Origin of the sequence: Enterococcus villorum, from assembly GCF_007990225.1 — a bacterium.
Taxonomy (GTDB): Bacteria; Bacillota; Bacilli; order Lactobacillales; family Enterococcaceae; genus Enterococcus_B; species Enterococcus_B villorum.
Genome location: NZ_BJWF01000054.1, coordinates 1 through 11427, shown reverse-complemented (window position 1 = coordinate 11427; position 11427 = coordinate 1). Strand labels below are relative to the sequence as shown.

The window sequence follows — 11427 nt, the reverse complement described above, 5'->3', positions numbered from 1 at the left end:
AATCTAAGAAAGTAGTAAGAGATAATTTAGTGATAGCTATTTAAAAAGCAATCATAAAAAATTAATAGTTTTTATCATTTAGTGTTGAAAATTTTTGCTATTTAACTAGAAAAGTGACAGACAATTAATCAAATAATTTATCATAACTCAAGGTTTCATCAATACTACTTAGTTGATTTAACAAGTTTTCTAATGATTGGAAGTCGATAAAACGAGCTTGGCGTGCGACTTCTTTGTTTTTATGATAAATCAAAATAGCCGGCGCAGTTAAGATTTGAAAAACACTAGCGACTTCTGGCGTTTTAGCAACATCTAAATGAAAACTAGGGAAATCATAATGACTTAATAAATGCTCAAAACGAGGAAGAACAGCATGACATACGCTACAATTGGGCATGGACAAATAAAGAATCACCGTTTCTTCTTGTGCTAAAGCATGTTGCACTTCTAGTAAATTTGTTGTTTTTTTCATAAATAAACGACCTTTCTAAAAAGTAAAATGCTTTTATTTGCTACTTAAAATGAAATTTTAGATAAAGCAAAGAAATTCAAACATCGTGGATCAATTTAATAATAAAAGATGGAAAAGTCAAATAAACAGACCGAGATTTATTTGTTAAAAGATAAAAGTTAAGTAAGAAAATAAAAGTAAACTTGTTTTTTTTTGTTGAAAAGCGTATATTATTCTGGCAAATGATGCTCATGTAAGGAGAGAGAAAATGTTTTCTTTTATGCCAAATTCGGTATTGCAAATGAGTACGATTTTTTTATCAATCGTCATTGAAGCTTTACCATTTGTTTTGTTAGGTTGCCTCATTTCTGGGGCACTACAAGTCTTTTTAACGCCAGAGCGAGTGAAACGCTGGTTGCCAAATAACCGCTTTTTATCTATTTTAACAGGCTCTGTTTTAGGATTTTTCTTTCCTTCTTGCGAATGTGGAATTGTACCAATTGTTCACCAATTTGTCAAAAAGGGGGTGCCTGTTCATACGGCTTTTGCTTTTATGCTAACTGCTCCGATTATTAACCCAATTGTCATTTTTTCTACTTTTATTGCATTTGGAAATTCTTGGAAAATGGCAGGTTGGCGAATGCTAGGAAGTTTTGTAGTTGCCTTGATTATTGGCGTTTGGCTTGCTTATTTTCAAAAGGAAAATGTGTTAAAAGAAAAAATACAGCTAGCTAGTGCAAAAACACAACATCACCAGCATTCACATGAAGGAAGTGAACAGAGTAAATCATCGTTGAGAAAAGTAAAACAACTGGGTCAGCAATCAGGTCATATACTGACACATGCGATTGACGAATTTTTTGATTCTGGTCGGTATTTGATTGTGGGTGGGTTAATTGCTGCAAGCATGCAAACATATTTACCAACTCGTGTCATGTTAACATTAGGTTCCACCAAATTATTAGCCATCTTTATTATGTTATTACTAGCATTTACAATGTCTTTATGTTCTGAAGCGGATGCTTTTATCGGTTCCTCTTTACTTAGTCTTTTCGGGACCGCTCCAGTTGTGGCCTTTTTAGTCTTTGGGCCAATGGTAGACATTAAAAATCTTTTGATGATGAATCGTTATTTTAATGGTCGTTTTATTTTGTCATTGATTGGTTTAATCGCTTTAAGTGTCATTGGCTTTACATTATTCATCTAGGAGGAGTCGTATGTTACGTTTTTTGATATTATCTGGTTATTTTGAATTAATGATGTACTTACAAGTATCGGGTAAACTAGATCAATACATCAATGTTCACTATCGTTACTTGGCAATCCTATCGATGATTTTGTCAGCGTTACTTGCGCTCGTTCAATTATATATTTGGGTTAAAAGCGATTCAACCAAAGAAAAAAAACAGATGAATGAACACGAATCGGATCATGAACTTCACGAACATCATCATGACCATGACCATGGCTTAACGAAACCCTCTCAGCGATTGGTTGCTTATACCTTATTGGCTTTGCCTATCATTGTGGGTATTTTATTTCCGACAGTTAGCTTAGATACGACGATTGTTGAAGCAAAAGGGTTTAATTTTCCTGTCAGTAAAGAATCAGTAGGCGATCCAGAAGTGCAGACGCAGTATTTAAAACCAGATACCAGCATTTATTTTAATAAATCCGATTATTTAGATCAGATGAACCAATTAAAAAAGAAGTATGATGATAAACAAACTATTAAGATTACGGATGAAAATTATTTAGAAATAATGGAATTGATTTATAATTACCCAAGCGAGTTTATTGGAAAAAAATTTCTTACGAAGGTTTTGTGTATCAAGCACCTGATAAAGAAAAAGAAAATTGCTTTTTATTCCGTTTTGGTATTATCCATTGTGTCGCAGATTCTGGTGTGTTTGGGTTACTCATTCATATGCCTGACGGAGTAAACGTAAAAAATGATGAGTGGTATAAAGTAGAAGGTTCCATCCAATCCGACTACTATGAACCATTCAAACGTGAAATACCAGCAGTAGAAGTTACTCAAGCAACAAAGGTGGAAGCACCTAAAAATCAGTATGCTTACCGATCATTTTAAGTAAAATAATCAAAAGTATCCGCAGAGATTTTTTCTTTGCGGATGTTTTTTTTTGCGTAAGTAAGGATAGATTTAAAATGAATGATTAAAACAACTGTCTTTTTGGGATAATTGACGACTGAATACTATTTCAAACAATAGACAAAAATAGAATATAAAATTGACGATTATGAATCTAAAACCGCTTTTTATGAGAGATGTAAAACATAACATGATTATTAGTCTATAGTTGGATTGTCTTTATTAAGATAATTATAAACTTTGGAGGGTTACATATGTCAAAAAAAAATTTCGTCTTACTTACATCTGTTTTAGTTGTTTCGAGTACTCCGTTAATCTCAGTAGGAACAAATGTATTTGCTAATGAGAATACAGAAATTTCGTTGAATCAATCAATAGACGAAAACATGACTGAACAAGAAATTGCTAAAGGTTTGAATCAATTAGCTAATTTAAAAATGGATGACTTAATCACGATTTTGGAACAACAGGGAATTGATCCATCGACGATTTTTACAGCTAAAGAAATGGCGCAACAAAGAAAAATAGAGATGCTTATAGCTGGTGTAAATAAGGTATTTAATGTGAATAATGAGACAAAGGATATCTATCTAAATTCTTATATTGCGACTACCGCAAAAACTGTCGGTCTTGCGGCTGTTGTACATTATGTGGGTTTAGGATGGCTAGCCCAAGCCATTACTGGATCTATCGGGGCGAATATTAATACAAGCAAAGGGATAATTGCTCGTGTAAATAAACAGTCAGGATGGAAATGGGGTTCGAATATTGATCGCTGGGTCATCATAAGTGTGCGTAGTCAATAAAATAAGGAAAACATAATTGGAAGGTGTTTAATGTGAAATATTTATCTAAAAAATGGCAATTTGTTTATTTTTTAGTCTTACTAGTGATTTTTGAATTGGTTAATACGTTTATTATTGATTATTTTCCGATTTATATAAGAATGATTCTCCTTGTTCTCATTGCATGGGGCTATGAAATAATTGTAAGCTATTTTTTGAAAAAACATCATTCTAATCATAGACAATGAATTAGTGTCAGAAAACGTGAAAAAAGATCAAAAGATTCTTGTTGGTTTATGATGGTGAAAAATTAAAACAAATGATTTAGAAGTATGTGGACAATGAGGAAAATAATAAGTAACATAAACTAATTGGTTTGGATAAGCGATTACTTGATTAGGGAGGTCATATCTGAAACTTAGATATGGTTTTTACCAATAGTTTTATGAAGGAAGCATTAAAAGTTTACGGATTGTTTCTGAGAATCAAAATTTTTAATTCTGTTAAAGGATGGGTATACATGTGTTAGATTCTATGACAGTCAAAATTATTGTTCACTTTAAGAAAAAATAGTGATAGCGACTATTTTATAGCATAAGAAACTGCTTGACAAAAAATGAAACAGTTACAGTGTGAATGGTGAGTCATTCATGGAAGGAAACAATGCGTCGTATAGAAAATAAAATTTTTTACGTATATACCTATCTATTCTATGTGTTTATCCGTTATAACTAGATTATTTTTTTCAAATAAAAAAGAATACTCGAATATCTATAAATAAAATTAGTTTTTTTATTTACTTGTAAAAACGAACGATTATGATGCTAAAAGCACTTTTTGGGATACTTTTAAATAATAACTATGTTATTAATTTAAAATGAAAGTGCTTTCGAAAGCTAAAAAAGTAGATTATAGGAGGTATAAGATGAAATTGAAATTCCTTATTGTTTTTGGTGCGGCGATTTTAGGTATAGTCCCGTTTTCATTAAGTGGTTCATCAGTATATGCTAACGAAACGTTTGAAAAAAATGAATCTCTAAAGCATGTTATTAAAGAAAAAAATTCTCTAATAACTAGAGTCCATCAGATAAAAGAATCTTCACATCTTTTGTCATACAATGAAGGTGAAAATGTAATCACTGAAGTTCTAGAAAATGACGGAACAGTTATTGCAACAGAAATTTCAAATGAATTGAATGGAGAAAGTCTTTCGGTTACTCGAACAGACAACTCTATTATTGTAGAAAAACGAGAATTAGACCAAAATAATGAATTTAAAACAATCCAAGAAATTTTTCCTATTATTCGAGAAATTGATCAAAATCCAATAGAAGAATTAGCAACTTATGCTTATTATAGTTCTTGGATATATACTGGGCTTGCAGTAGGAAAAAATGTATTTTCAACATTAGTCAATATTGGTGTGGGTGCACTTGTTTCATTTACGGCTAGTGTATTTGCTATAACAGCAAATGCCAGTAAATTTTTATTAGGATACATGGGAGCATACGGTTTATCAGCTGGCACTCAAATTGCTAATATTTTGGATAGTAACGGAAATGGTTGGATTGGTTTGCATAAACGAGAAGTGCGTAATTATCAAGGTGGGCCAATCGTTGGTTATCAACATAGAACTTATTAAAGTATACTAGAAAAAGGCTGTGTAGAGAAATGAAGCGAGATTTATTCGAATTACTTAATAAATTTTTTTGGCTAATAGGCTTCATTCTATTAATGGTAGGAATAACCGATATATTTTTATGGAAACAAAAAGTGATCCATCTCGATATGTCATTTTTAGGATTGGTATTTGGGTTGTCCATTCTTTTTGAAAAAAATTTTTATCACAGATTAAATATAGGGATAATACTGTTATTAAGCGCACTATGTATATATGTACCCAATAAATTGTTGGAGTCAATGCAAATTAGTGTCTTAAGTATTTCTATAAATGACTATATTCTAATAATGATTGTAGTCTCAGTTGTATTAGTAACATTATGGGTGATGAAGCATTGGTATAAAACGAAAAACAGGAACACTTAATAGAAAAAATAGGCAACAGGTCTAGGAAATATTAAGTAATGGAAATCAGTTTGAATAGTTGAGTAGTGAAGCCATATCAAGAAGCTGGATATGGCTTTTTAAGTGTGTAGAAATTTGGTAAAATTTACTTGGCATCTATTGTAAGAAAACTTCTAAGAAGAGTCTATAAATCAAAAAAAGCAGATTGCTCTAGTTGTGAGAATCTGCTTTTTTAGTAAACTACTTTCACTTAGCTTTTTTAACCCTTTAAGTAGGAGCTTCTTGGGAAGAAGATCCTACTTGCTTTTTAGAATAAATGAACGATTAGCTATAGCTCTTTTTATGTCAAACAAATAAAGTAAAAATTGTTTTTACTGGGATTTTTGCTTGCTATGTTTCTTTTTCTCTTTCTATTTGTTTCTTTTTTTACGTTTTAAAAAAATGGCTTCTCTTTTCACTTTAAAATTTCGAATATTGTGATTAAAAACTTCGGATAATACTAATCCTAGAGCAATGGCACCAGCAATCATGATTGCTTGAACCGCATAACTCGCAGCATCTTGGTAAGAGCCAATCACTAGATTTCTTACTGCTTGATAGGCTAATCCCCCGGGAACTAAAGGTACCATACCAGGGATATTGAAAATTGTTACTGGCATTTTTAATCGTTTAGAAAAAAGATCGCTGGTAAATGCGACACCTAATGATCCAAGTAAAGAACCAAACGCTGGGCTACCGCCAAATTCAACACAAATCCAATAGATCATCCAGCCAAAAGCTCCAGAAAGTCCACACCATACCAAAGAACGCCTAGGAACATTGGTGATAATTGCAAAAGCTGCTGTGGCAAAAAAACTAAAAGAAATTTGAATCACTAGATTCCACATAATGCCAATCCTTTCCTAGTAAAATAATTGAAAGATAAATGCGATGGCAAAGCCAATCATTGTCGCAGTCATCATTGCTTCTGTTCCACGTGAGACACCAGAAACATAGTGTCCAGCTAATAAGTCTCGGATGGCATTCGTGATTTGCACGCCAGGTACTAAAGGCATGACACAGCCAATGATAATCAAATCTTGATTAGTTCCTAGACCAATGCGTACGCTGAGAATCGCTGCCAGACCAATCAATAAAGAAGACAAAAATTCTGATAAAAATTTAATACGGAAAAATTTTAAACTATAAAGATAAATGGCATAACCGAGGCCACCAATACATAAGGTGATTGGGAGGTCACTTATTTTACCACCAAATAAAACCATGATTGTTCCACTAATTATAGCAGCGCTTAATACTTGAAGCCAGACTGGAAAAAGTGACCGATCTTTTTCTATTTCTTGTAATGAAGCATAAAGTTCGTTCAAAGACAATTCGCCAGCAACATATTTTCTGGAAAGATTATTGACGTTTACTACTTTTTCTAAATTGATCGAACGATTCGTAATTTGTTCCATCCTAATCGTCGATGTACGATCAATTCCTACAAATAATCCTGTTTGAGTCACGTAGCTTACTAGTCGGTAGTTGCCAGAAGCTAGAGCAATCCGACTCATCGTATCTTCTACTCGATACATCTCAGCATTACTTTCCATCATGATTTTGCCAGCAAGCAAACAAGTGTCAAGTAATAAATTCAAATCTTTTTCCGACATCGTATCTTCTCCAATCACTCATTGATTACTTTCATTCTACTACAAATAAATGATGGAAAGAAAAAGAAATAAAAACTTGAGTCTGAAAAGTAATCGGCGTATACTAATTTTTGTAAGATGCGGGTGTAGTTTAGTGGTAAAATCCCAGCTTCCCAAGCTGATGTCGCGGGTTCGATTCCCGTCACCCGCTTAAAAAACAAGGAAATAAGTAATAGACTGAGAAAAAATAAATCATTGATTCAACTTTCACATGATTCTCTCGAAGATTTTGACTACTAAAAAATAATGAACCTTTGATGAAATAGACAACACCAAATATGTCAGTGATCGCTGCTAATTGGTGTTGTCTATTTCTATCTATATTGTTTAAATAAATTCGTGAGAAGGGGGAAAAGCAAGAGTTTTTAGGAAGTCTCTTTTTTTTGCGTATTACTATTAGGTAGAGAGAGTTTTTTAGTTCTATTTCTCATAAATAAAAGGAATTAATTATTTAAAAAAAGGGGAACGTATGTTAAAGTTTAGAATAGTTGTTTAGAAAAGGAGTATAGAAATGCAGAAAAAAACGACAAAAGCCATTATGGGTGTAGTTGTGGCGGTTTTAGCTGGGGCACTAGGGTTATCAACACAAAAAAATTCCGATCTTGTCCAACAAATCACTGGTTTATTTGATTCAACACCACAGGTTTCACAAGTAGCAGACGTTCCAGCATACGATGGGAAACATCAAGAAATAGAAATCAACCAGAATAAGCCAAACTTTTCTGAGGAAGATTTAAGTTTAGCCAAAGGAACTTGGCAAAGTTATTCAAATATTGATCGATTAAATCGTGTGGGTGCTGCGAATGCGATGCTAGGAAAAGACTTGTTTCCAACAGAAAAGCGAGAAGCACTTTATGTGAATCCAACCGGTTGGAAACAAAAGAAATTAAGTGATGGACAATGGTTGTATAATCGAAGCCATCTCATTGGGTTCCAGCTTACTGGGCAAAACAATAATATTAAAAATTTAATGACAGGAACTCGTTCATTGAATGCCCCTTATATGTTGGCGCACGAAAATGATATCGCAACTTATATCAAAGAAACGAATCATCATGTTCGTTATCGTGTGACACCGCATTTTGAAGGAAATGAGCTAGTAGCTAGAGGTGTCCAACTAGAAGCTGAGAGTATAGAGGACAAAAAAATAAAATTTAATGTTTTTATCTATAATGTACAAGATGGCTATAAAATAAACTATGAAACTGGCCAAGCAACGAAACAATAGTTAAACCATTAAATATGTGCGAAAAAAATATGAATTTATTGAAGAATTATCGAAAAAGCTTATATTTATCTAAAGATAGCGTATACTTAATTTAAGGGATGCTCAATATGAGGAATGCTCCATTGGATGTATGTTAAAGTAATGACAAATATGCTTCTTAAATTATCTAGAAGTTTTTTAAGATTTGTTTGTAGTTTTATGTTAATTCGAGTAAAATAAAAGTGTAGAAGGTAAATGAAATACCTTGCGGGAAAGAGGTGTAGAATCATGGGTTTTACAGATGAAACCGTGCGTTTTGGTTTTGATGATAGTCGTAAAAAAGAAGTGAGTGAAACATTAGCGATCGTTTATCGGGCTTTAGAAGAAAAAGGTTACAATCCAATTAACCAGATTGTGGGCTACTTGCTTTCTGGAGACCCGGCCTACATTCCTCGTTATCGTGATGCAAGAAATTTGATACGCCGTCACGAACGCGATGAAATTATGGAGGTAATCGTAAAAGATTATCTGACAAATCATGGGGTAAGTATATGAGAGTAATGGGCTTAGACGTGGGCTCAAAAACAGTGGGTGTCGCTGTCAGTGATCCTTTCGGTTGGACCGCTCAAGGAGTAGAAATTATTCGCATCAATGAAGAAGCGGAAGAATTTGGTTTTGATCGATTAAAAGAATTAGTCGCTCAATATGAAGTCGATCGTTTTGTGATAGGCTTACCTAAAAATATGAATAATACAATTGGACCTAGAGCAGAAAGCTCGATGGCTTATGGAGAAAAAATCAAAGAATTATTCTCTTTACCAGTTGAATATCAAGACGAACGGCTGACAACTGTTCAAGCAGAACGGATGTTAGTTGAACAGGCCAATACATCAAGAGCAAAGAGAAAAAAAGTGATTGATAAATTAGCTGCTGTGATGATTTTACAAAATTATTTAGATGGTTCAGGAAAACACTTATTTTAAAATGAAAGAGGGAGAATTATGACAGAACATAATCACACACATGATCACGATCATGAAGGGCATGAGCATATTACGTTGGTAGACGACCAAGGAAATGAAACATTATACGAAATTTTATTAACAGTTGATGGCCAAGAAGAGTTTGGTCGCAACTACGTATTACTTTATCCAGCTGGTGTACCAGAAGATGAAGATGTAGAATTACAAGCCTATGCCTATGTAGAAAATGAAGATGGTACAGAAGGCGAACTGGAGCAAATCGAAACAGATGCTGAATGGGATATGATTGAAGAAGTGTTCAATACATTCATGGCTGAAGAAGAAGAATAGTCTTAAAAAGCAGGAGAAACCTTGTCACATCAAGGTTTCTCTATTTTTATTCTTTTGACCAAGAAACTGACTTAAATAATTAGAAATTCAAATGAATTATTCGTGACTAGAAAAAGGAAAACAGGGTTTAACGTATGAGAAGCTTGCTGTTCCTTATAATGATAACAATAGTTAGCATTATATTTTAACTAATATCTGGTAAATCAAATAGGGTTAATAAAGTTGCTCCTAAAATAAAAATCGAACCGTAAATATTACGTCGAAAAGATTGATCAAGGTAATTAAGGGCACTAATCAATTCAACAACTATACATATATCTTATCTAAGATTAGTCATCTTAAGCATGCAAAAAAGTTATAGAAATAGAGCGAACAGAAAACTATTTTGTAGTTGGAACTAATAAAGTTAACTATTTTATATGAAATTTAGAAACAAAATTCCATTGAAACATTGGTAATTTAGAAAAATATTTGAGGAATTATTGTTACTCGAGGATAATCCTTATTTTCTGTCCTACAATATATAAACGGCAGTAGTTAAAAATTTTTCTCTTGACTTTAGTGCGAAATCGCACTAATATAATAAGTGTAAATAGTACGAAATCGTACTTTGTGAGGAGCGGGGTTTATGGATTATAAAAATATGATGTCAAAATTGAATGGCACATTAAATACAATTGATACGGTCTATTCAGAAATAGCAAAAAAACATGGGATGACGTTTAACTCGTTGATGACAATTTGTTTGATAGAGGAAGCAGAGTCCATAACACAAAAACAAATAGGCGACATCCTGCATCTACCAAAGTCTACAGTGCATAGTATTTTAGTAGAATTTATAAAGAAAGACTATCTTTTTCTTAAAGAAGGTTCCAATAAAAAAGAAAAATTAGTCGATTTTACCAATTCTGGAAAACGTTTTTTTCAACCAATTATTTTGGAAACAGCTAGGTTTGAAGAAAGGATACTCACTCAATTGGGAGATGAAAATTGCGAATTATTACTACAAATGGCGGAGAAGCTTAATGAGATAGTTTCAATTGAACTGGATAAAATTGAGGGGGAATAGAAATGAATTTAGAAATAAAAGAGTTAAGAAAAAAAGATTTTAATAAAGCAATCGAGTTCGCAATTAATGGAATGAATTTTAATAAATATCTTGAGAATCAATTTGCTCTTAAGTTATATGGTCGTTATTTTTTTTATATGGAAATGGAACGTGCTACAAATATCATTGCAGCGTATATTGATGATAAACTTGCGGGAATCTTGATGGTAGATATGAAAAAACAAGAAAAAAAATATTCTTCATTCTGGAGAAAGTTATATGTCAAGGGATTTGAATCATTAATGAAACTTATCATTAAAGACGGCCCTAATACGTATGACAAAGCGAATGCTGTGATGCTCAAAGATTATCTCAAAAAAAATTCTCCTAGTGGTGAAATCTGTTTTCTAGCTGCTGATCCTAAAATAAAGGGAAAAGGGATTGGAACTAGATTGTTAAACGAATTAAAGAGACTTGAACAAGATAAATTAGTTTATTTATATACCGATAGTAATTGCACCTATCAATTCTATGAAAAAAAAGGATTTAAGCGTTCAGAAGAAAAAGAAATTGAAATGGAGCTTGGTGGAAAATTAGTCCCTCTTTCCTGTTTCCTTTATAGCAAGCAGCTAATTTAAATACGATCAAAAAACGAATCATTGTAAACAGCGTGATCTGCTTCAAGAATTAAGCCCAAAAATGCGAAAATAGCTTTTCATATTTTTGCATTTTTGGGCTTAATTCTTGAAGCAATGCTTTGAACACTGTGGGTAAGGACGTGAAATAAGCGA

The 11427-nt window shown here is 32.8% G+C and carries 12 protein-coding genes, 1 tRNA gene and 1 pseudogene; 11 read left to right on the top strand and 3 right to left on the bottom strand.

Annotated elements, in window-relative coordinates:
* Positions 1–124 precede the first annotated feature (124 nt).
* Entirely contained in the window at positions 125–472 is a 348-nt protein-coding gene (locus EVI01_RS12670) for a thioredoxin family protein (protein ID WP_010752609.1), read from the bottom strand.
* Positions 473–719: 247 nt separating this feature from the next.
* On the opposite strand from EVI01_RS12670, the gene EVI01_RS12665 reads away from it, so the two are divergent.
* The 4 genes and pseudogenes from EVI01_RS12665 to EVI01_RS14185 all read left to right on the top strand — a co-directional run bounded on the left by EVI01_RS12665 (position 720) and on the right by EVI01_RS14185 (position 4991).
* Complete coding sequence (locus EVI01_RS12665; RefSeq protein ID WP_010752608.1) at positions 720–1658, top strand: permease; 939 nt, start codon at positions 720–722, stop codon at positions 1656–1658.
* A 10-nt stretch (positions 1659–1668) separates the two neighbouring features.
* Positions 1669–2543: pseudogene (locus EVI01_RS12660) on the top strand (TIGR03943 family putative permease subunit).
* 275 nt (positions 2544–2818) lie between these two features.
* Positions 2819–3370 (top strand): hypothetical protein, encoded by a 552-nt coding sequence (locus EVI01_RS12655; RefSeq protein ID WP_010752606.1) that lies wholly within the window; start codon positions 2819–2821, stop codon positions 3368–3370.
* Between the two features lie 904 nt (positions 3371–4274).
* Complete coding sequence (locus EVI01_RS14185) at positions 4275–4991, top strand: hypothetical protein (RefSeq protein WP_010752604.1); 717 nt, start codon at positions 4275–4277, stop codon at positions 4989–4991.
* 793 nt (positions 4992–5784) lie between these two features.
* On the opposite strand, the gene EVI01_RS12640 is transcribed toward EVI01_RS14185, so the two are convergent.
* Positions 5785–6261 (bottom strand): threonine/serine exporter family protein, encoded by a 477-nt coding sequence (locus EVI01_RS12640; protein ID WP_010752602.1) that lies wholly within the window; start codon positions 6259–6261, stop codon positions 5785–5787.
* 15 nt (positions 6262–6276) lie between these two features.
* A complete protein-coding gene (locus EVI01_RS12635) occupies positions 6277–7029 on the bottom strand; it encodes a threonine/serine exporter family protein (RefSeq protein ID WP_010752601.1) in 753 nt (250 codons plus the stop codon).
* Positions 7030–7148: 119 nt separating this feature from the next.
* Between EVI01_RS12635 and EVI01_RS12630 the strand changes: the two genes are divergently transcribed.
* The 7 genes from EVI01_RS12630 to EVI01_RS12600 all read left to right on the top strand — a co-directional run bounded on the left by EVI01_RS12630 (position 7149) and on the right by EVI01_RS12600 (position 11274).
* A tRNA-Gly gene (locus tag EVI01_RS12630) sits at positions 7149–7219 on the top strand.
* 360 nt (positions 7220–7579) lie between these two features.
* Positions 7580–8296 carry a DNA/RNA non-specific endonuclease gene (locus EVI01_RS12625; protein WP_010752600.1) on the top strand — a complete coding sequence of 239 codons (717 nt, stop codon included), beginning with the start codon at positions 7580–7582 and terminating at the stop codon, positions 8294–8296.
* A 267-nt stretch (positions 8297–8563) separates the two neighbouring features.
* Positions 8564–8830 (top strand): IreB family regulatory phosphoprotein, encoded by a 267-nt coding sequence (locus EVI01_RS12620; protein WP_010718678.1) that lies wholly within the window; start codon positions 8564–8566, stop codon positions 8828–8830.
* Entirely contained in the window at positions 8827–9258 is a 432-nt protein-coding gene (gene ruvX / locus EVI01_RS12615; protein WP_010752599.1) for a Holliday junction resolvase RuvX, read from the top strand. The genes EVI01_RS12620 and ruvX overlap by 4 nt, the downstream gene beginning before the upstream one ends.
* An 18-nt stretch (positions 9259–9276) precedes the next feature.
* Positions 9277–9588, top strand: a complete 312-nt coding sequence (locus EVI01_RS12610; protein WP_010718676.1) for a DUF1292 domain-containing protein — start codon at positions 9277–9279, stop codon at positions 9586–9588.
* A 628-nt stretch (positions 9589–10216) separates the two neighbouring features.
* Positions 10217–10657: a MarR family winged helix-turn-helix transcriptional regulator gene (locus tag EVI01_RS12605; RefSeq protein WP_010752598.1), complete on the top strand. Its 441-nt coding sequence runs from the start codon at positions 10217–10219 to the stop codon at positions 10655–10657.
* A 2-nt stretch (positions 10658–10659) separates the two neighbouring features.
* Entirely contained in the window at positions 10660–11274 is a 615-nt protein-coding gene (locus EVI01_RS12600; RefSeq protein ID WP_010752597.1) for a GNAT family N-acetyltransferase, read from the top strand.
* The last annotated feature ends 153 nt before the right edge of the window (positions 11275–11427 follow it).

Coding starts and splice junctions, on each gene's coding strand:
- EVI01_RS12665 (WP_010752608.1), top strand. CDS start 720: ATGTTTTCTTTTATGCCAAATTCGGTATTGCAAATGAGTACGATTTTT.
- EVI01_RS12635 (WP_010752601.1), bottom strand. CDS start 7,029: ATGTCGGAAAAAGATTTGAATTTATTACTTGACACTTGTTTGCTTGCT.
- EVI01_RS12640 (WP_010752602.1), bottom strand. CDS start 6,261: ATGTGGAATCTAGTGATTCAAATTTCTTTTAGTTTTTTTGCCACAGCA.
- ruvX (WP_010752599.1), top strand. CDS start 8,827: ATGAGAGTAATGGGCTTAGACGTGGGCTCAAAAACAGTGGGTGTCGCT.
- EVI01_RS12625 (WP_010752600.1), top strand. CDS start 7,580: ATGCAGAAAAAAACGACAAAAGCCATTATGGGTGTAGTTGTGGCGGTT.
- EVI01_RS12655 (WP_010752606.1), top strand. CDS start 2,819: ATGTCAAAAAAAAATTTCGTCTTACTTACATCTGTTTTAGTTGTTTCG.
- EVI01_RS12600 (WP_010752597.1), top strand. CDS start 10,660: ATGAATTTAGAAATAAAAGAGTTAAGAAAAAAAGATTTTAATAAAGCA.
- EVI01_RS12605 (WP_010752598.1), top strand. CDS start 10,217: ATGGATTATAAAAATATGATGTCAAAATTGAATGGCACATTAAATACA.
- EVI01_RS12610 (WP_010718676.1), top strand. CDS start 9,277: ATGACAGAACATAATCACACACATGATCACGATCATGAAGGGCATGAG.
- EVI01_RS12670 (WP_010752609.1), bottom strand. CDS start 472: ATGAAAAAAACAACAAATTTACTAGAAGTGCAACATGCTTTAGCACAA.
- EVI01_RS14185 (WP_010752604.1), top strand. CDS start 4,275: ATGAAATTGAAATTCCTTATTGTTTTTGGTGCGGCGATTTTAGGTATA.
- EVI01_RS12620 (WP_010718678.1), top strand. CDS start 8,564: ATGGGTTTTACAGATGAAACCGTGCGTTTTGGTTTTGATGATAGTCGT.